2 protein-coding genes are annotated in these 23849 nt (G+C 45.1%); both read right to left on the reverse strand.

Annotation, left to right across the window (positions count from 1 at the left end):
• Positions 1-48 precede the first annotated feature (48 nt).
• Entirely contained in the window at positions 49-7866 is a 7818-nt protein-coding gene (gene bacB, locus MHI30_RS12605; protein ID WP_075752729.1) for a bacitracin non-ribosomal peptide synthetase BacB, read from the reverse strand.
• A 116-nt stretch (positions 7867-7982) separates the two neighbouring features.
• Entirely contained in the window at positions 7983-23753 is a 15771-nt protein-coding gene (bacA, locus tag MHI30_RS12610; RefSeq protein ID WP_154495342.1) for a bacitracin non-ribosomal peptide synthetase BacA, read from the reverse strand.
• Positions 23754-23849: the final 96 nt, after the last annotated feature.

Below are 23849 nucleotides of genomic sequence, written 5' to 3' on the forward strand. Positions count from 1 at the left end.
TTTTTTAAGCAGCAGGTTAACCACTTTTCATCTCTTTTGTCAGGATTTCTAGCTGTCGACAGATTCATATTCATTTAATAATTCTTCTAGATCTTCCAATGAGAGTTTGTCATAACCGTAGTCAGAGGACGTTTTTTCGGTTTCATGTTTGCCCGTGCAATGGCTGATGACCATTTGCAAACTTTCTTTGAATGCTTGATTCAATTCGCTGATCGTATCTGGAGAATACTCGTATTCGTTAAATGTCGTACTGATCATCAATTGCCGGCCGGCAACGACTGAATCGATTTCAACAGAAGCATCCCTTGCACTTTTTTCTCCGATGCTTTGACCTGCCGAAAGCTTTGACGATGAAAATTGTTCAGTCGTCAGATCATGATCGAGCTCACCAAGATAATTGAATAAGATCGGAGGCTTTTCATCCATTAAAAGCCCTTCGTCTTTTCTCAAATACTTAAGGATGCCGTATCCGATTCCGTTATTCGGTATTTTTCGCAAAGTTTCTTTCACGATCTTAATCATCACAGACAAGTCTGCTTCATCTTCTAAGTCGATGAATACCGGATACATTGCGGTAAACCAGCCGACCGTTCTCGTGATATCCACATCTTGCAAAATATCATCTCTTCCATGGCCTTCCATAAGAATTTTCAGCCTGTTTTCCCCCGTCAGCTGCCTTGAGGCGATCAACAAAGCCGTTAACAGGAGATCATTGATCTGCGTATTGTATGCTTTATGCGCCTCTTTCAGGAGCTGTTCCGTCTCCGTTTGGCTGAGGGATATTCTGAGTGTTCTGCTATTTTCATAGTTATCATGTGCCGCTTGGTGATGTTTAGGGAGGAATGCCATCTTTCCTTTGGATATCTCCCGCCAATATTCTTGTTCTTTCAGGAGCTTTTTGCTGTTTGCGTACTCAGCCAGTTTTTCGGAAAACGTCTTGTACGAATCCGTTTTATAACCGAGCTCTATCGGTTTGCCTTGCAGGGCTTGACCGTATGCCGCTTCAAAATCCTCGAACAATATTCTCCAGGACACGCCGTCTACCAAAAGGTGATGGATCGCAATCAGCAGATGGTCTCCCTCCGTTGTTTTGAACACGCAGAGCTTGATCATTTTGCCCTCGCTGATGGATATGTCTTTTTGAATATTCGTCGCTATCTGATAAACGGTTTTCTCGAGATTTTTTTCCGTTTTCAAATCATAGACATACAGATCGAAGACGCTGTCTTCCAAGCCGCGGTTATGCTGAATGATTTCACCGTTCTTCTCCCGATAGACCATCCGTAATGCATCATGGTGTTCTGTGAGTTTACGGAAAACCTTTTCGACGATCCTTTCAGCAAACCCGTTTTCCCTGTAGAGCATAAACGCTTGATTATAATGGTTTTGCTCCCTTTGATTCGCTTCAAAAAACGACCTTTGCACAGGGGTCAGCGGCACTTGCCCTTGCACGATTTCGCTGGTGCGTGCTTTCGTTTCTTTTTTGACATATTTACTGAGGTGTCTGATGGACGGATTGGTAAACAGATCTTTAACCTGAAGCTTGAGATCGGCTCTTGATAATTTTGAAACGATTTGCAGAGCCTTAATTGAATCTCCCCCGATTTCAAAAAAATTATCGTTGATTCCGATTTTGTCCCTGTCCAGCACTTCCTGCCAAACAGCGGCCAGCTTTTCTTCCGTTTCATTACGCGGCGCTTCATATCCGCTTGCCGCTATGACGTCTCCGGCAGGTTCAGGAAGCGCTTTTCGATCGATCTTTCCGTTTGGTGTGAGAGGCATCTTGTTGATTTGAATAAAATAGGAAGGGAGCATATAGTCCGGTAAGTGATCGGACAAATATTCCCTCAGTTCATTTGCGTTTGTTTTCGCTCGAGCGACAATATAGGCGCACAGGTACTTATGTCCTTTCTTATCTTCCCGGTCTATAACGACAGCTTCGCTGATGTTTTGATTTTCCAAAAGCTTCGTTTCAATTTCGCCGGTTTCGATTCTGAAACCGCGAATCTTGACTTGGTGATCGATTCTCCCGAGGAATTCGACATTTCCATCAGGCAGCCACCTTGCCAAGTCTCCCGTTTTATACATGTTCCCCCCGGCGGCAAAACGATTTGGAACAAACCTTTCCTTCGTGAGTTCCGGTTTGTTTAAGTATCCCCTCGCGATCCCTTCACCGCCGATGTACAACTCGCCATAAACGCCGACCGGCTGCGGGTTTAATGAGGGATCCAATATATAAAATGCTGTATTGTCCAGCGGCTTTCCTATCGGCGTATTCGCAATCTCTGGAATCCGATCCAAAGCTTCCTCATAATAGCCGGAATCGACAGAAGCTTCTGTGACGCCATAGCTGTTGATGATTCTCATCCTTTGTCCGAACCGTTCAACGAGCCACTTATAATCTTTGATCGTGCAAGTGTCAGAACCCATGATCAACAGCTTCATGCTTGAAAAGTCAAGCTTGTGATGATCGATATATTTCATCAAAGGAATGATCAGGCTTGGCGTCGATTCCAACATATGAATGCCGTATTTGTTGATCATGTCATACAGAAGATTCATTTCCAGTTTGACATCATCCGGGACTATATACATTGTTCCGCCGTTGAGAAGACTGCGGCATAAATCTCCCGCGAATACATCAAACGACATGCTGGCAAGCTGGAGCAGGTTAACTGAAAATGATGCCAATTCATAGTGCTTTCTCCAAGTATAGTGGGCATGAATGATATTGCGGTGCTCGACCATCACGCCTTTTGGGTTTCCCGTCGTACCCGAGGTATAGATGACGTATGCCAAATCACCGGGGGAATTAAGATGCTCCAGATTGCTTCCATCCGTGTCGTAAGCATCGGCCTGATCGATTTGGATGATTTCTCCGGCAAAGCTGATGCTGCCAATAAGCTGATGCTGGGTCAGCAATAGATCAGCTCCGCTATCCGTGATGAGATATTGGATGCGCTCTTTCGGAAGCCCCGGATCGATCGGCATGTACGCCCCGCCGGCCTTTAGAACCGCCAATATGCCTGTCACCATTTCCACCGAACGCTCCGCCATGATTCCGACTACTGTCTCCCGCTGAACCCCTTTTTTCCGCAATGTTCTGGCCAATTGATTCGCTTTTTCATTTAATTCGCGGTATGTCAACATTTGATCTTTGAAGACCGCCGCCGGATGATTCGGTGATTTTTCGGCCTGCTCTTCAAACAGCTCAGAAAAAATTCCTGACGGGTGTTCGGCGTTCGTATCATTAAATTGATACAGCACTGTGTGTCTTTCTTCTTCTGAAAGCATGCTGATGTCGTTTAACGGCTTCTGCGGATGATCGGAAATATCTCTTAGGATATTCACGAAATGCTGCGCCAGCGTTTCGGCGGTTTCTTTTTTATACAGCCTTGTGCAGAATTCCAGGTGAAACGTAATGACGCCTGCGGACTCTGCTGCTGTTAGCGACAAGTCGAATTTTGAAATCTGAAACTCCAAATCGACGGGTTCAACATGCAATCCCTCTATATCAGGCTCTGCATCATCCAGCGCCTGCATATCAAACATTGTGTCAAATAAGGCATTTCTGCTGATGTCCCGTTCCAAATCTAATTTGTCTACGAGTTCATCGAAAGGATAATCTTGATTTTCATAGGCGTTAAACGTATTTTCTTTTACATCTTGCAAATACTCAATGAATGTCCTGCCGCCTTTTGGATGGTTTCTCATCGCAAGGGTGCCTACGAACATCCCGACCGTCTGTTCCAACTCCTCCCGGGTTCGCCCCGCAATCGGCGAACCGACAATGATATCTTCCTGTCCGGTGTATTTCGAAAGGAGTATTGTATACCCGGCCAACAGCAGCATATACATCGTGACTCCGTTTTCTTTCGCTGTTTTTTTCAGCTTATCCGTCAGCTCTCTTTCGATTGCAAATGCGATTCGATCTCCTTCATAACTTTGCATTTGCGGCCTTGGAAAGTCTGTCGGCATGTTCAGAACAGGAATGTCGTTTTGAAAAACGGATAGCCAGTATTCTTCCTGTTTTTTCAACCGGTCTTTTTGCCAGGACTCTCGCTGCCACTCGGAATAATCTTTATACTGGATCTTTAACGGTGCAAGTTCTTTTTCTTCATATAAAGCCGCCCATTCTTTCATCAAGATCCCGATTGACACGCCATCGGAAATGATATGGTGCATATCAAGCAGGAGAATGTGTTCGGCTGCGTTCACCCTCACCAGCTCCGCTCTCAGAAGAGGGGCTTTTTCCAGTTCAAACGGTCTGATAAATTGATTCATCCGTTCCCGAAGGCTGCAATTGTCAAGCTCCCGGTATTTCATTTCAAATGTGACCTCTTCGTTTATGTTCTGAACGGGTTCGCCATTGATGGTCACAAAGGATGTTCTTAAGCTCTCATGTCTTTTGATTAGCGTTCTGAAGGCCTTCTCGGCCTTGTCCGTTTGGAGCTCACCTTTTATTTTCATCGCAAAAGGCATATTGTAGGCGGTTTGGCCTTCTTCGATCTGATTAAGGATATACAGCCTTTTTTGAGCGGAAGAAAGCGGGTAGTATTCTTTCTTTTCCGCTTTTTGAATGTCGGATTGAACTTGTTTTTGTTTTTGTTCAATATAAGCTGCGATGTCTTTAATCGTCGGATGGCTGAAGATCTCCTTTAGCGTCACTTCGACTTTTAATGCCGATTGAATTTTCGCGGCCATTGAAAAAGCTTTCAACGAGTGTCCGCCGATGTCAAAGAAATGGTCGTTAATCCCGATCTGTTCCGCTGGCAAGATGTCCTGCCAGATCGATAAAAGTAAGGCTTCCGTTTGATTGCGCGGGGCTTCATAGCGGGCTTGGGCAAATGCCCTTCGATCCGGCTCCGGCAATGCCTTAAGATCAGCCTTTCCATTGATCGTGCGGGGAATTTGATCAAGCTTGATAAAGCAGGACGGAATCATATACTCCGGAAGGTCCTTCGCCAAACGTTCTTGAACCTGCTCAATATCTGCGTTATTGTTATTGAATGCGATGTAGGCGCATAGATATTTGCTGTTTTCCTGATCTTCCTTCGCCACCACGATGGCTTCATTGATATTGTCGTTCATCAGCAACCGGTGTTCGATTTCTTCCAGCTCGATCCGATAGCCGCGGATTTTGACTTGGCTGTCAATTCTGCCTAAAAACTCGATGTTTCCGTCAGACAGCCATCTTGCTAAATCGCCTGTACGATATACTCTCTCGCCTGATTCGTCCAGCACAAAGGCCGCTTTTGTCAATGTTTCATGATTCAAATATCCCCTTGCGATCCCTTCGCCGCCGATCAGCAGTTCGCCCGGTACTCCAACCGGCTGCGGCCGGCCGTATTGATCTGCAATGTATACCTTATAATTGCTTAAAGGCTTGCCGATAGGAATGCTCGTTTTTTTGCGGTCTGCGCTGCTTAGTTGATAATAGGTAGCGCAAACTGTCGCTTCCGTTGGACCATAGGAATTGTAAACGTCGGCGCCTTTGATGATATTTTCGACGTACTCAAATTTTAATACGTCGCCTCCACTGATAAATTTCATCTGCGGATGAAAGGTTAAGTGCTGATTTTTATCGATTTCATTTAATAGAAGCGGGGAGCAGCTGACAAGTGTGACACGATACTTCCCGATCGTTTTCACCAGTTCATCAATGTTCAGATCGCTTACTTTTCTGCTGATCACCAAGCGCCCTGAGCAAGCTAAAATAGGGTAGACTTCTTCAGAAAATGCATCAAATGAAAAGGATACGACTTGCAAAACTGTATCATGTTCGCTCAAAGGAATCCTTTTCGTAAAAGCATCAACATAATGAACGACATTACGGTGAGTCGTCATGACACCTTTCGGCCTGCCAGAAGAACCCGAAGTATAAATTACATATGCCAAATCAGAAGCCTTGTTGACATTTGGGAGATTTTCTTTGCTGAAAGACCGGGTATCTTCGGCGGTTATCAGTTGACGCCCGTCTATTTTTGATTTAAAGGGCTCCTGGGTAACGACCATATCAGCTCCGCTGTCTTCCAGCATATATTTGACTCTGTCCTCGGGATAATCCGGATCAATCGGCAGATAGGCTCCGCCGGCTTTTAAAATTCCGATAATCCCGATGATCATCTCGAGTGAACGGTCTGTCATGATCGCGACAATTGTATCCGGCTTTACGCCCTTCTCTCTTAAAAGCCAGGCCAATTGGTTGGCCTTTTCGTTCAGCTCTCGATATGTCAATTGCTGATCTTCGAATATAACAGCGGTGTGATCGGGTGTTTTTTCAGCCCGCTCTTCAAACAGCCGGCTGAGTGTCTTGTTTTTCGGACCATCTGTTTTCTCATGATTGAATGTATGTAAGATGATGTCTTTCTCCTCTTCCGACATCATCCTAATCTCGCTTAACGCCAGTTCAGGGTGATGAGCAGCGTCTTTTAAAACATTCAAAAAATGTCCGGCCATTCTTTCAACCGTTTCTTTTTTATACAGATCGGTGCAATATTGGAAATCGAATTTCAGGTTGTTTCCATGCAAAAATGCCGTCAGGCTTACATCGAATTTCGCGACATGAAATGGAATATCATACGTTTCAAAATGCCCCCCGCCGGCTTCAGATGCGAAATCATCCGCATGCTGCAGATCAAACATCGTGTCAAACAGCGGGTTTCTGCTCATGTCATGTGTCAAGCCCAGATGTTCGATCAATGCATCAAATTGATAATCTTGATTTTCATAGGCGTTCAGCGTATTGTTTTTGACCGTTTGGACATATTCGCTAAATGTCATGTTCCCCTTTGGCCGGTTTCTCAGCGCAAGGGTGCCGACAAACATCCCGATTGTCCCGTTTAAATCGGCATGCGGTCTTCCGGCAATCGGCGAGCCGACAATGATATCCTCTTGTCCGGTATATTTTGACAGCAGAATGGTGTAGCCTGCCAAAAGAAGCATGTACATTGTAACGCCGTTTTTTGCGGCGATCGTCTTCAGTTTTTTTGTGGTGTCCTGATCCAATTCCACAACCGTTCTGTTTCCTTGAAAGCTTCGGATTTTCGGTCTCGGAAAATCGAGCGGCATATTCAATACCGGAATGTCTCCCCGGAAGGTATTGAGCCAATACGCTTCCTGCTTCTTCAACCGGCTCTGCTGCTCGATGTCTCTCTGCCACTCTGAATAATCTTTATACTGAACCGCCAGCGGAGACAATTCTTTGCCTTCACAGCAGTCGGCGAATTCCTTCATTAAAATTCCGATAGAGACGCCGTCTGAAATGATATGATGCATATCAACCATCATCATATGCTCAGCTTCATCCACTTTTACGATTTCCGCTCTTAAAAGCGGGGCTTTTTCTAATTGAAAAGGTTTGATGAAACGGCTGATTTTCTCCTGAATGCTTTGATCCCCCAACTCGCTGTATTCAAGTCGGAACTCGGCTTCCTGTTCGATTTTCTGCACCGGTTCGCCATCGAGCATGACAAAAGAAGTTCTTAACGATTCATGCCGTTTGATGAGTGCTTTCCATGCCTGTTCAAGTCGGCTGATTTGAACTTCACCGTTTATTTTTACCGCCAGCGGCATGTTATAGGCCGTTTTGCTGTCATCAAGCTGATTTAAAATGAACATCCTTTTTTGTTCCCTTGACAAAGGGTAGGTTCCGCTTTTAGACGGCGCCGCTTTCGGAAAGCTTCGCTCAATGTCCGTTTCGCCCGCTTCCAGCGCTGCGATGATGTCTTCTTTATACCGCTTGATTTGCTGTTTTAAGTCAGCCGTCAATAATTCTTGAGGACCGATGATTTTGATTTTTCCCTTGTTATGGTATAAGGTGATATTTTTCTTTTTCAAATCATTTATGAAGTCCATTATGCTCATACTCATCTCACTCCATTCGTCAGACTTGCGGCCAATATCAGAATCGGTTTTTTGCGGAAAATGGGGCAGCTGTACAATCTATCATTTGAAATGATAGATTGTACAGTGCAATTCCATCACACTTCCTCTTCCGCGTACTCCTCACTAACGGCCGATTCGGCTTCAGCGGTTAATACAAAACGCGCTAATGATTTTGCAGTCGGATGTTTAAAGAACGTGCTGATCCTCATATCAATGCCAAACGTTTTGTTAATGGAATGGACAGCTTGCATCGCTTTCAGCGAATTCCCCCCCTTGTCGAAGAAATGGCAGGAAATACCCATCCGCTCTGTTCCGAGTACGTCCTCCAAGATGGAAATGATGCGCTGTTCGACATAGTTTCTTGGCGCTTCGTACTCTGCTTCAGTTCCTGCGCTTCTGTCCGGCTCAGGCAGGGCTTTTCTGTCCACTTTCCCGTTTTTGGTGAGCGGCAGCTTGTCCATTTTCACGAAATAGGCGGGGATCATGTAATCCGGAAGCTTTTCACCTAAAAATCCTTTCAGCTCATCAAGAGAAATCTCGCGATTTGCCGTGATATAGGCGCAAATGTACGGGCGGCTTTCTTCGTCTTCCCTGACGGTGACGATCGTCTCATTGATGTCTTCATGCATCTCCAGCCGGCTTTCGATTTCGCCAAGTTCGATCCTGAAGCCGCGGATTTTCACCTGGTGGTCGATTCGGCCGATGAATTCGATGTTGCCGTCAGGCAGCCATTTCGCTAAATCGCCCGTCTTGTACAGCCTTTCTCCCGGAATGAACGGATGCGGGATGAATTTTTCCGCCGTCAGTTCCTCGCGGTTTAAATATCCTTTGCTTAAACCGTCGCCTGCGATGCACAGCTCTCCGGGAACCCCGATCGGAAGGATCTTGCCGGCTTCGTCCATGATCAAAACCGACGTATTCGCCAGCGGGCTGCCGATCGGAATCGTTTCCGCCTCATCGTCTATCTCGTTGATGAAATAATATGTCGCATATACCGTGCTTTCTGTCGGGCCGTAAACATGAATCAATTTATCCCGGCCGACATGATTCAGCACTTTTCTTACATGCGGTATCGACGCTCTTTCCCCGCCGAAGAGGATTTTCCGCAGCTTGGCAAGGCAGCCGATATTGATGTCGGCGAGCGTATTGAACAGCGCCGTCGTAATGAACATCACACTGACTTGTTCTTTTTTTATCACTTCGGCCAGCTCATGTGTATTCAAGACCGTCTCTTTTTCGATCAGGACGAGTGAGGCTCCGTTTAATAAAGCGCCGAAGATGTCGAACACCGATCCGTCAAACGAATAATTGGACAGTTGGAGAATGACATCGTTTCCTGTGATGTCGATATAATTGGTATTTTTAACGACTCTTGCCGCACTGTAATGCGGGATGACCACTCCTTTTGGCGTTCCGGTTGAGCCGGACGTGTAGACGATGTACGCTGTATCGCTTGAGCGATTCACACGCGGAAGATTCTCTTCACTTAGTAAGTGCAACTCGTCCGAACACAAATCAACGGTTTTTATATCAAAAGGTTTAAGAAGCGAATCTGTTGTTACTAACAATGCCGCACCGCTATTTTTCAACATATAATCGATTCTGTCCCTAGGCGTTTCAGGATCGATCGGCAAATATGTGCCGCCCGCTTTTAAAATCCCGATGATGCCGATGATCATCTCGAAGGAGCGGTCCGCGATGATCGCGGCAATCGAGCCTCTGCCGATCCCTTTTTCTCTGAGGAGCCTCGCGGTTTGGTTTGCTTTCTCATTCAGCTCTCTGTAGGTCATGCGCTGAGCACCGAACACAAGAGCCGTCTGGTCAGGCGTCTTCATGGCCTGTTCCTCAAAGAGCTCATGAAGCGGCTTGTCTTTCGGGTAACCCGTTTTTGTATCGTTGAATGTGTGTAAAATCCTGTGTTGTTCTTCTTTTGACACAAGGTTGATGTCTCGTAATGTTTGTGTCTCATCTTCCGCCACTTGTTCTGCGACGGTAATGATATGCTTTTCTAATGTTTCGATGATGGTGTTGTCATACACATTTTCGTTAAATGTCAATTTGAGCTTCAGCTGCTCATCTTCTAAAACGCCGGTCAGATTAAAATCATAGTTGGTCCGTTCTTTTCCATGAACACCTTCCAGTTCAAAACCGGTTTCCCCGGATTGGCTTCTGAACAGCTCTTCATCAAACGCATAATTTTGAAAGGCCATGACATGAGTGATCAGCTCTCTTTTTATTTCACTCAGTTCCTGAATTTCCGATAAATTCATATAGCTGTATCGATTGCTTTCGATAGACTCGGCTTGTGTTTTCTTTAACACCTCTTTAAAGCTTCTTGCGCCTTCAAAGCTGATCCGTGTCGGTATTGTATGAATAAACAAGCCGACCATCTCTTCGATGCCGTCAACAGGAGCCTCCCGTCCCGAGACGACGGTTCCGAATACGACTTCATCGGTATTGTTGTATTTTGCCAGAATCATGCCCCAAATTCCTTGAAGAACCGTATTGATGGTGACATGATGCTGCTTGGCGATCCGGGTGATTTTCGTTGTCAGTTCTTTTGAAAACGATATGACTTTTTCTTTGCCGCAATATTCTTCTGACGTTGCGCCGCGATTGAACGCCGGAAGTTCAGACCGCGACTCATACCCTTTTAGATAATCCTTCCAGTATGCCGCCGCTTCTTCTTGATCTTGTTTTTCCAGCCATTTGATATAGTCTCCATACGGCTTCGGCTCTTTTAATCGGCGGGATTCGCCCTTCATTATTTTTCCATATAGACTGAACAGCTCGCTCAAAACAATACCCAGACACCAGCCGTCCAGGAGGATGTGGTGATGACTCCAAATGAGCCGATACGATTCATCACTCATTTTGATCAAACAAACCCTCATGAGGGCTTCACTGCTCAGATCAAAGCCTTTTTCTTGATCTTCTTTTAAATATGTTTCTATGAACCTATGCTGCCGCGTTCGATTTTCGCCTGTCAGATCTATTGATGTGAAAGGTGTTTTCCGGTCTCTAGCTATGATTTGTCTCGGTTCGGCTGTGATTTCATATTCAAAAGACGCCCTTAAGATTTCATGCCTCTTCACGATTTCGTGAAAGCTTTCTTCTAAAATGTCCGGATGGACACGTCCTTTTAATTTGATGACAATTTGCTGGAAGTATGCCCCTGATGTCTGATCCATAGCGTTATGAAATAGCATTCCTTTTTGCATATTGGCCAGTGGATAGATCTTTTCGATTTGAAACGCGCTGTACTTATCTTTAATACGCTCCAGCTCTTCAAGACCAAGCGAGACATCGCCATAATCGGAAGGCGTCATGTCCGATCCTTCTTTATCAACGCAATGATCGACGATCTTTTCCAGGTTTTCTTTGAATGATTGATTGAGTTGTTCGATTGTGCTTGTTTGGTATTGGTCCTGGTTGAACGTCGTATAGATTGTCAATTCGCCGTTTAAAGAGATCGCATTCATTTCGATGGCGCAGTGCCTTACGATTTTTCCGCCGATGCTTTCTCCCGGTGAAAATGGCGACTGGGAAAATACTTTTCTATTCATGTCATTGTTCATTTCTCCAAAATAGTTAAAAGAAAGCGGAGCCTGTGTTTGTATTTTCTGAAGCTCTTCTGTCATGTATTTTAAAACACCGTAGCCGATCCCTTTATTCGGTATTTTTCTCAACGCTTCTTTGACCATTTTGATATTTTGCGATATTTCTTTTTCTTCTCCCAAATCGATAAAGACCGGATAAACCGTCGTAAACCAGCCGATCGTTCTCGTGATGTCAACACCGTCTAAGATGTCCTCCCTGCCGTGCCCTTCCATCATGACCTTCAATTTGTTTTCGCCGGTGATATCCCTGACTGCGGCGATTAATGCCGTCAGCAAAATATCGTTGATTTCCGTGTTGTAGGCTTTGTTTGCGTTTCGCAAAAGTTTCGCTGTCATGTCTGGGCCGATTCTGATGCTCAAAGTCGCGCTGTGTTCAAACGTGTCTCGTTCAAGCTTTTCAGCAGGAATAAATGGAACATCCGCTTCCAGGGCCTTTTGCCAATACTCCCTTTCCTTTAACAGCCTGCGGCTTTGGGCATACTTCTTCAATTGACGGGCGAACTCTTGGTATGAATCCGTTTTATATCCGATGTCGAGAGGTTCACCTTTCAATGCCTGAAGGTACAATGTTTCAAAATCCTCGAACAAAATTCTCCACGATACGCCGTCAACGACAAGATGATGGATCGCAATGAGCAGGTGATCGCCCTCATCAGCCCGGAAGATGCCGAGATGAACGAGTTTTCCTTTTCTAATCGATGATTTTTTTTGAATGCCTGTCGCCAGCTCAAACACCTTTTCCGCTTGACTGTCAAAGCCTCTTACATCATAAACATCCAGGTCGAACAAGTTTTCACGATAGCCTCTGTTGTATTGAATAATGTCTCCGTCTTTTTCTTCATAGATCATCCTTAACGCGTCATGCTGCTCCAGTATTTTATTGAATGCTGTTCTGACGATGTTTTCGTCATAGCCGTCTTTTCTAAAGAGCATAAATGACTGGTTGAAGTGGTCAAGCTCCTCTTTGTTGTTCGCAAAATATCTCTTTTGGATAGGAAGCAGTTCCGTCTCACCTGTAACGGGTTTGTTATGTTTGCGATGTCTTGTTTCTTCTGTAATAAATCGGCTGAGATCTTTTATTTTCGGATTGGCGAACAGCGCCTTCATCTCAAGTTTCAGGTTCATCTTTGCCAGCCTGGATACGATCTGGAGCGCCTTGATCGAGTCTCCCCCTGCCGCAAAGAAATGGTGACTGATCCCGATGTCCTCGGCACCGAGAATCTCTCTCCAGACTTGCACGAGTTTTCGTTCGATTTCATTTCGGGGCGGATCGTACCGGGTTCCTTCCATGACATTTACATTGCCGTCCGCCTCAGGCAGTGCGCTTCTGTCCACTTTACCGCTTGGGGTGCGCGGGAGCCTGTCAAGCTTCACAAAATAGGACGGAATCATATAATCAGGCATTTCCCTTTCAAGAAATTGTCGTACATCAGCTGCAGGCAATTCCTTGTCAGAGGCGATATAGGCGCATAAATAGCTGTTGCCGTTTTGATCCTTTCCTGCGATCACTGCCGCTTCTTTGATTTTCTCATGTGTCAAGAGCTGCTGTTCCACTTCGCCGAGCTCTATGCGATAGCCGCGGATTTTCACTTGATGATCGGCTCGTCCTAAAAACTCAATCTGTCCATCCGGAAGCCACATCGCCAAATCTCCGGTTTTGTACATTTTTTTGCCTGGCTCAAATGGATGGTCGACAAACTTTTCCGCCGTAAGCTCAGGTCTGTTTACATACCCCCTGGCAACCCCTTCACCTGCTATACATAGTTCTCCGGCAATCCCAACCGGCAGAGGGCGGAGTTCTTTGTCCACAATATAGATGCTTGTATTGAGAAGCGGTCTGCCGATCGGAATGGACGGTGTTTGCGGCACTTTTCCATATTCTATTTTGTATGAAGCAGCATCCACACAGCACTCTGTCGGACCGTATACATTCGTGATATTGCATGACAGATTCGGGAATTTATGAAATAGGCCGCCTATGACATCAGGTGTTAATGCATCTCCGCCGACAATCAATTCCTTCAGACAGAATTCGAGCTCCGATTTGTCCAAATAAGCCAGCATGTTTAAATGAGCAGGCGTCATGTCCGATACATGGATGTTGTTTTTCGAATAATACTCAATTAAACTCATGGCATCCCAGGCTGTCTCGCGCGGGACGATGCAAAGGGTATGCCCGAAGAGAAGCGCTGCGAATATTTGTTTGACAGAGGCATCAAATATATAAGGTGCAACCAGCGCTACATTTAAATGAGCATCGAGATGCTGATAAATTCTTTCATTTAATCCATGAACAAGATTGTTCACACTATGATGCTCGATCATGACGCCTTTCGGTTTTCCAGTGGATCCTGATGTATAGATGACATATGCCAAATGCTGCGGCTTGATGTCATGTTTAAGGTTTTCCACGTGGTCATTTTGTCCGGTTTGATCAATCCGGATGATGTCTCCGGCATATGCTTCACCCGGGTCCACATCGCCTGCCGCGCATAATACGCTGACATCGCTGTCTTTTAACATGTAGCTTATTCTTTCCTGCGGATACGCCGGATCGATTGGCAGATAGGCGCCGCCAGCTTTCAAAATACCCATCATACCGACGATCATTTCGATTGACCGTTCTGTGAGAATCCCTGCTATCACATCAGGGCCTACTCCTTTTTGACGCAAGGTGAAAGCCAGGCTGTTCGCCCTTTCATTCAGCTCCCTGTAAGAAATCGTTTCATCCCCGAAGACAACCGCCGGATGATCAGGCGTTTTTTCCGCCTGCTTTTCAAACAGCTCCGGTATCGTCATCTCTTTGCAGAACACACCGTCTGTTCGGTTAAAATCATACAGAACCCGATGTCTTTCATCCTTTGTCAGGACATCTATCTGATTGATGGCAACGTCCGGATGATCCGCCGCTTGTTCCAACAGGCTGATCAGGTGTTCAGATAATCTTTCCATTCTTTCCTTGTTGAATAGCGACGTCGAATACTCAACTTCCAATTTTAATCCGTCTGCCGCTTCACTCGCAGTCACTGTGATGTCAAACTTGGAAATGCCGCGCTTGATGTCCACCAGCCTGCTTCTCAGCCCCTCTGCTTCAAACGGCTTCAAGTCTGTGTCATGGTACACGAGCATCGTATCAAAGAGCGGGTTTCGGGCCATGTCGCGTTTGATGTTTACTTTTTCGACAAGCTCTTCAAACGGATAATCCTGGTTTTCATAAGCTTGAAGCGTGTTTTCTTTTACCTCTTGCAAATAATGTCTGAACGTCTTTTTCCCTTCCGGATGGTTTCTGATCGCCAATGTATTGACAAACATGCCGATGAGATGTTGAATATCCTCATGATTTCTCCCTGCAGCCGGGGTCCCGACGATGATATCTTCCTGACCTGTATATTTGGAAAGCAGTGCTGTATAACCGGCCAACAGAAGCATGTACATCGTAACGCCGTTTTCTTTCGCCATATGCTGAAGCTTGCGGAATGTTTCACTTTCGATTGCTGCAGTGACGGTGTCACCTTCAGAGCTTTTCGTCAGCGGCCTTTTATGATCTGTCGGGAGATCAAGGACCGGGATATCGCCTTTATACGTCTTCAGCCAGTATTCTTCCTGTCTTTTCAGCTCATCGCTGCGGGCATGGCTATTTTCCCATTCTGCGTAATCTTTATATTGAATATCGGACGGCTCCAGTGATTTCCCTTCATACAGCGCTCCCAGCTCTTGAACGAAGATGTCGGTGGACACGCCATCGGAAATGATATGGTGCATATCGAACATCAGCAAGTGCTCACGTTCATTCACTTTGACGACCTCCGCCCTTAAAAGCGGTGCTTTTTCCAAATGAAACGGCTTGATGAAGCTTTTGATTTTTTCTTCAGCGCTTTCTTTGCCGATGTCACTGTATGCGACTTGAAAATCGATCTCGTGTTCAATCTGCTGCATCACCTCACCGTCGATCATGACAAATGAAGTTCGAAATGATTCATGTCTTTTGATCATGTTTTTTAATGTATTCTCAAATCGGCGGATATCAAAATCGCCTTCGAGCGTCATGGCAAAAGGCATGTTATATGCAACATGACTGCCTGCTTGAGAAAGGATATAGAGCCTTTTTTGCGCTGAAGACAATCGGTAATATGGTTTTTCTTCCGTTTTTCCTATCGATGTAAAAACACTTTCCTTCGCCGCACCGATATATTCCCTCAGCCCTTTAATCGTCGGGGTTTCGAATATTTGTCTTAAAGGCAGCTTGACATTCAGTTCTTTATGAATGGTTGATACTAAAGCGGCGGCTTTTAGCGAATGCCCGCCGGCTTCAAAGAAATGGCTGTTGATCCCGATTTTATTGATTCCTAAAGCCTCTTCCCATATGGAAACAAGTTTTTCTTCCACCTGATCCCGCGGCGCTTCATAGCGGCGATCCATTGCGGCGCTCCGTTCCGGAACCGGAAGGCTTTTCTTATCCACTTTTCCATTCACGGTAAGCGGCAGCCCGTCAAGCTGGACAAAGTGCTGAGGAATCATATAATCCGGAAGGCTTTTCTTTAAAAACGCTCTGATTTTCTCCGGTTCGACTTCCTTTTTAACCGTTACATATGCGCAAAGATACGGGTCATGATCTCCGTCATCTCTTGCGATGACCGCCGCTTCTTCAATTTTTTCATATTTAAGCAGCTGGTTCTCGATCTCGCCGGGTTCGATCCGATAGCCGCGAATCTTAACCTGCTGGTCAACCCGTCCCAAAAACTGAATGTTTCCATCCGGCAGCATTTTGGCAAGATCACCTGTACGGTACATTCTTTCCCCGGGTACAAACGGATTTTCGATGAATTTTTCCCGAGTCAATTCCGGTCTGTTGACATACCCGCGGGCCAGCCCTTCCCCGGCGATACAGAGCTCGCCGCTCGCTCCGAGCGGACAAAGCTGCAGGTCTTTGTTCAATATATACACTTTGACGTTTTCGATCGGTTTGCCGATCGGTATATTTTGATACGATTTGTCTATTGGAAAACTTGTAGCAACGACTGTATTCTCCGTCGGTCCGTAATTGTTAACGATTTGATAGCTTTTTTCTTTAAAGACGTTTAATTTATCTCCGCCTGTTAACAGCGTTCTTAACGAATGATTGTCAAGCGCTGTAAATTGTTCGCAGACTGGTGTCGGCAAAAAGCTGATCGTAATATGATGATCATGAAAATACCGGTTCAGCTTTTCAACATCCAGCCTTGTCTCCTGATTGAGGACATGAACGGTGGCTCCCGCTGTTATATAAGGGAACAGCTCCCAGACAAAAGCGTCGAAGCTGATGCTCGCATAAATCGAGCTGTTGTCGTTTTGTCCGACTTCAAAACAGGATTGATGCCAGCTGCACAAGTTGATCAATGATTGATGTTCGATCATCACGCCTTTTGGCTTTCCCGTTGAACCCGACGTATAGATGACATATGCAAGGTCGCCGCTTTGATTGACATTGTCAATGTCTGACCGATCCTGCCCGGCAATCCTCTCATCATCCATATGAATCAACTCGATCGATTCCGCCGTAAGCTCCTCGGCAAGCGGAACGTCAGAGATGATGACTTTGACTTCACTGTCAAAAGCCATGTATTTCATCCGCTCCAGAGGATACTCAGGATCAATCGGTAAATAGGCGCCGCCTGCTTTTAGCACACCGAGAATCGCTGCGATCATATCGGACGAACGCTCCATCATGATCCCGACGAACGTATCCGGCTTGACACCTTTTTCTCGCAACAGCCTTGCCGCTTGATTTGCTTTTTCATTCAACTGTCGGTACGTCAGTTTTTGATTTTCAAAAACAACTGCAGTGTGATCTGGTATTCGTTTTGCCTGTTCCTCAAACAGCTGGTGGATTGCTTTTCCTTTTGGATATGCCGTCTTTGTATCGTTAAAGGACTCTAAAAGTATCCGTTTTTCTTGACGGGATATCATGTCGATTTGATGTAAAGCAACATCAAGGTTTTCTGAAACTTCCTCTAAAATCCTGAAATAATCTTCCGCTATCTTTTGAATCGTCTCTACCTTGAAGAGACTTGTCGAATATTCAATATTCAATACGATCTTTTCTTCAAAATCCAACACATTAAAGATCATGTCAAATTTTGCATTGTCCAGTTCAAAGATGATCGGACTTAGCTTGACATCGCCTTTCTGTTTGGTAAACATTCTGGCATCTTCCAGAACAAACATTGTGTCGAATAAAGGATTGCGGTTAGACTCCCGTACACCATTGAGTTTGCGGATCAAATCATCAAACGGATACTCGGAATTGTCAAAGGCCGCTATCGTACGCTCTTTCGTCTGCTGCAAAAATTCTTTAAAACTGTTGGAAGTATCAACCTCGTTCCGCAAAGCAAGTGTATTAACAAAAACGCCGAATACATCTTGCAGATCAGGATGCAGCCTTCCCGCAGCAGCGGTTCCGACAACGATATCTGTTTGATTTGTATATTTATTTAAAAGCACATAATATGCGCTCAGCATCACCGTATAAAGAGTTGTTCCGGTATGTTTCGCCAGCTTCCTTATATGATCTGACAGTTCCCGCTCCATGTCCAAAAACACGCTGCTTCCTTCAAACGTGTCAATATGATGACGTTTATAGTCATAAGGAAAGTCCAGCTTTGACGGTATATCGCGATAAACGTCAAGCCAATAGGCTTCCTGCTTTTTCATCGCGTCTGATTGATTAAATGTATGATTCCATTCCACATAATCTTTATATTGCACATTTACTTCCGGCAATGGCACATTGCTGTAAAGTTCCAATATTTCATTCATCAGGATGCCTTGAGAAACCCCGTCACTGATGATGTGGTGGAAATTTAAGACCAGTATATGCCTCATATCGTCGATTTTGATAAGCTTGGCCCTCATAAGAGGCGGCCGGCTTAAATCAAAGGGCTTGATGGATTCTTTACAGTACGTGCTTGTGATCTCCATTAAAGCACGCTGATCTGTAATCGAAGCGTCTAAGCACTCGTATTCCAGGCGGAAGTCGACATTCTCATAAATTTTTTGGATGAGTTCATTGTTTTGGATTTCAAACCCGGTTCGCAATATTTCATGTCTTTGCAAAAATGTCTTCAATGCGTTTTCGAGCTGTATGGCGTTGATCCGGCCTTCGACAAGAAGGGCCATCGGAATATGGTAAGCTCCCCTTTCATTTTCCAGCATCGACAGCATATACATTCTTTGTTGGGCAGGGGAAGTCGGATAATACTCTTTTTCGCGAGCCTTTTGAATCGGATGTTCCATATCGCTTTCTTCTCTGTTTTTCAAATAGTGGTCCAAAGCGATGATTGTATCATTTTTAAAGATTTCGCTGATCGGCATCTCAACATTCATTCGTTTGTTGATTTCCGTGATGATGGATATCGCTTTGAGTGAATCTCCGCCGATTTCATAATAGCTGACATCAAGATTGATGCTGTCCAGGCCAAATATATCTTTCCAAATCTCCAGAAGCATGGCTTGTGTTTCATTCTCCGGCAGCATCGGTCCGCCTCGTTGACCTTCATCTGCGGTATGCTGTTCAGCCAAGTCATGGAGCGTGCGCTTATCGACTTTTCCGTTTACAGTTAACGGGATTTCCTCAATTTGCACGAATTTCGCAGGAATCATATAGTCAGGCAGCGTTTTTTGCAAAAATTCCTTTACATCTAATTGGCTGATCGCGTTCTCGGCTACAACAAAAGCGTATAAGTTTTTGATTCCGTCCGGGCTTGTATAATCAATAACCGATGCCTTCGTGATCTCGCGATGGTTTAAGAGGGTGTTTTCAATTTCCCCCATTTCCACTCTGTAGCCTCTGATCTTCACCTGGCTGTCTTTTCTTCCGAGAAATTCTACATAACCGTCCTCTTTCAAGACGCCGTAGTCGCCCGTTTTATAGATGTAACCTAATTCCTGATGCTGGATAAATGAATGATCCGTTTTTTCTTGATCATGAATATACCCGCTTGCTACCCCAGCTCCGCCTATGTACAGCTCTCCTTCGACACCGACGGGGCATAATTGTTTATTCTGGTTCAATACGTATATTTTTTGATTGGCCAGCGGTTTTCCATAAGGAATACTTTTCCAGTCTCCCTCTACTTTTTGAATCGGATAGTAGATCGACCAGATGGACCCTTCTGTTGCGCCTCCCAAGCTAATTACTTCTGCGTTTTTAAACGTCTTTCTGATTGTTTCAGGCAGCTGAAGCGGTATCCAGTCTCCGCTTAGCAGGACGAGTCTGAGATGATGATTGAGCTCGCTTTCCTTGTATAAATCAGCCGTCATTCCCATAATCGCCGGAACAGAATTCCAAATTGTAATCCGTTCTTTTTCGGCTGTCTCTTTCAGACTGAATACATCCCTTTGATCATCAATGATGACAAGTGAGGCCCCGCTGCTTAAAGCGCCAAACACGTCATAAACAGATAAATCAAAACACAATGAGGAAATGCCCATTATGTTATCTTGTTCTGTGACGTTGAATTTTTCATTGATATCGAGAATGGTATTCGCTGCGGCACCATGGGTAATCTGAACGCCTTTTGGCTTGCCTGTGCTTCCTGACGTAAAGATGACATATGCCATGTCATCCAAATCGACTTTTCGGTCAACCGGCGCTTTCGAGAAGCGCTCGATATGTTCTTTGTCATACACGTCATGGCTGATGAAGAATTTGCAGTTGCTTTTTGATTGGATATACGCCTTTCTTTCTTCCGGATAATCCGGATCGAGAGGGATATAAGCCGCTCCAGTCTTCAATACAGCCAATAAATTGACAATCGTCCCCAGGCTTCTTTTGCCGATGACACCGATATAGTCGCCCTTTTCAACCCCTTTTCCGATGAGAAATCTTGCAACCTGGTTGGATTTTTCGTCAAGCTCCTGATAGGTCATCACCTCATCATGATGCTTGAGTGCCATTCTGTCAGGTCCATGTTTAACCTGGCCGGTAAACAATTCGTGCAAGGGCTCGGTATCGAAAGATTGGTCTGTGTCATTATAGGCGCTGATCATTTGGCGGCTTTTTTCATTCATTTGGATGGTTGAAACGTCCTCGCCGGATACGGCTTTCTGGATGACGGCGATATACTGGTCAAACATCGATTCAATTACTTCATGTTCAAAAATTTGCTCCACATAGTCCCATGTAATATAAAGGCCGCCGTTTATTTCATAAACTTGGTTGTCAATATATACTTGGGACGTTCTCGTGCTAAAGAAATGAATGTTGTCAAAATCGACAAGACTGTCAAATGAGTCGTCGGGATTTTCACTCAGCACGCTTGTGAATACGATCGGCATGACCGCTTTTTTATTCATGCCATTCTTTTTGGCGATGTTTCTGATCACATCAACCCCGTCATAATGTCTGTGTTCCAGTGCTTCCAAAAGCGTGTCCTGAACATTTAAAGCAAATCTCCAGAAAGAGCTCATGTTTTCTTCGGCATGGATATCCAGCAGCATTAAAGAGGTAAAATCTCCGATCATGTTCTTGACATCCGGATGAAACGGGATTCTGTTAAATACGGTTAAATTGATAGCAAAATGATTTTGCCGGCTCCAATAAGCTAATATATAGGCATATGCAGCACAAAGGACGGAAGTCGGCGTGAGATGATGATGCCGGGCTTTCTTTTTTAATTCATTCCATGTATGTCCATCCAAAAACGTTGAAAACTTCTTGAACGAAGGTTTCGCTACATGGGCTGGATCAGATTTAAGAGGCAGCTCAGGCGCACTTGGAAAATGATCCAGTTTATCCAGCCAATATTGTTGATCTTTTTGATATCTGCTTGTTTGCTTAAAATCGATTGAGGCCAAAACATAATCTCTGAAGCTGTATTCTAGTGAAGGCAGTTGGAGGCCGGGGTTTTCATATAGTTGTTTAAACTCTCTGATTAATCGTTTCATACTGCTGTCATCGCAAATGAGCGGGTCCACATTGAGGAAAAAATATTTTTTCTCTCCAGGCAGCATAAACGTTTTGAGTTCAAACAAAGGCCATACACTTGGATCAATGATTTTTGATGTCATCTTCTCCCGCTGTTCTAAAATTCTGGCGTTGATTTCTTCTTCTGTGAAGCCTCTTAAATCCTGAGTTTCGATCGTATAACGTTGTGTTGCTTCGAGAATTTTTTGCGTTCCGTTTTCAAATACAATCGTGCGGAGAATCGGATGCCTGTCAATCAGTTTTTGCAGTGTCAGCTGAAATCGATTCAAATCGACATCAGCTTCAAATTCGACAGTTAAATTCGTAGCGACTCCGCCGATTTCGAACGTCTCATCCCTGCCAACCAAATAAGCCAGCTGAATGCCTGTAAGCGGGAATGTTTTATGGATATTTTCCGGATCGGCAGCCCTTGTCACGAGAGTGTCGCCCTTGTCTTCTTGTTGATTAGCTTCGATAAAAGCGCTCAATTCCTTTATGGTCGCAAGCTTAAATAGCTGATGAAGCGGAATTTCAACATTCATTTTTTCCTTTATTTTGGCGATGAGCTCCATCGCATGCAATGAATGTCCGCCCATTTGTGCAAAATGATCATGAATGCCTGCTTTTTCAATATGCAAAACATCGCACCAAATGGCAGCTAATTTTTCTTCCGTTTCATTTCGCGGCGCTTCATATTCGCTTTCCGCCCCCGCCGTTCTGTCCGGCTCCGGCAGAGCTTTTCTGTCGACTTTCCCGTTTTTGGTGAGCGGCAGCTTGTCCAATTTGACAAAATATGCGGGAATCATGTATTCCGGAAGCTTTTCACCTAAAAATCCTTTCAGCTCATCAAGCGAAATCTCGCGATTCGCCGTGATATAGGCGCAAATGTACGGGCGGCTCTCTTCGTCTTCCCTGACGATGACGATCGTCTCATTGATGTCTTCATGCATCTCCAGCCGGCTTTCGATTTCGCCAAGTTCGATCCTGAAACCGCGGATTTTCACCTGGTGGTCGATTCGGCCGATGAATTCGATGTTGCCGTCAGGCAGCCATTTCGCTAAATCGCCCGTCTTGTACAGCCTTTCTCCCGAAATGAACGGATGCGGGATGAATTTTTCCGCCGTCAGTTCCTCACGGTTTAAATATCCTTTGCTTAAACCGTCGCCTGCGATGCACAGCTCTCCGGGAACCCCGATCGGAAGGATCTTGCCGGCTTCGTCCATGATCAAAACCGACGTATTCGCCAGCGGGCTGCCGATCGGAATCGTTTCCGCCTCATCGTCTATCTCGTTGATGAAGTAATATGTCGCATACACCGTGCTTTCCGTCGGGCCGTAAACATGAATCAATTTATCCCGGCCGACATGATCCAGCACTTTTCTCACATGCGGTATCGACGCTCTTTCCCCGCCGAAAAGGATTTTTCGCAAATTCGACAGACAGTCGACATGAATGTCGGCAATCATGTTGAACAGTGCCGTCGTAATGAACATCACGCTGACCTTCTCCTCATTAATAGCGCTTCCAAGTCTATTGATGTTCAATAGCGCTTCCTTCTCAATCATGACCAGCGACGCTCCGTTTAATAAAGCGCCGAAGATGTCGAACACCGATCCGTCAAACGAATAATTGGACAGTTGGAGAATGACGTCGTCTTCTGTGATATCGATATAATTGGTATTTTGAACGACCCTTATGACACTGTAGTGCGGGGTGACGACGCCTTTTGGCGTTCCCGTGGAACCTGATGTGTAGATAATATAGGCGGTATCGCCGGAATCATTGACAGAACTGAGCGGTTCTTTACTGAATCCGTCTGAAGCCTCTCTGTCCAACTGAACGATGTCAGCCTCACAATCGATTCCGTCCGCCGCTTTTCCTTGCGTAAGCAGCACCGCGGCTTTCGTGTCGCTGAGCATGAAGGCAATTCTGTCTTTCGGCGTTTCAGGGTCGATCGGCAGATACGCACCTCCCGCTTTTAAAATACCGATGATGCCGATGATCATTTCAAAGGAGCGGTCCGCGATGATCGCGGCAATCGAGCCTCTGCCGACCCCTTTTTCCCTGAGAAGTCTCGCGGTTTGGTTTGCTTTCTCATTCAGCTCTCTGTAGGTCATGCGCTGAGCACCGAACACAAGAGCCGTATGGTCAGGCGTCTTCATGGCCTGTTCTTCAAAAAGCTCATGAAGCGTCTTGTTTTTTGGATAATCGGTTTTTGTGTTGTTAAAATGTAGGATCAGTTCTTTTTCATTCTCTGTCATTTTGTGAAATACCCCATTTTCTAATGAATGTTTAGCAACCATATAAAAATTCTCCTTTTTGATAAAATATTCACCATAATATTGGTCTGTAGTTGCTCTTTTACCGATTTTTTATTGAACCTCCGTCTTGTGAAAACA

This window comes from Bacillus sp. FSL L8-0528 (assembly GCF_038593085.1).
GTDB lineage: Bacteria > Bacillota > Bacilli > Bacillales > Bacillaceae > Bacillus > Bacillus paralicheniformis.

Excerpts from the sequence above, each read along its gene's own strand:
- bacB (WP_075752729.1), bottom strand. The coding sequence starts at position 7,866 with ATGAGCATAATGGACTTCATAAATGATTTGAAAAAGAAAAATATCACC.
- bacA (WP_154495342.1), bottom strand. The coding sequence starts at position 23,753 with ATGGTTGCTAAACATTCATTAGAAAATGGGGTATTTCACAAAATGACA.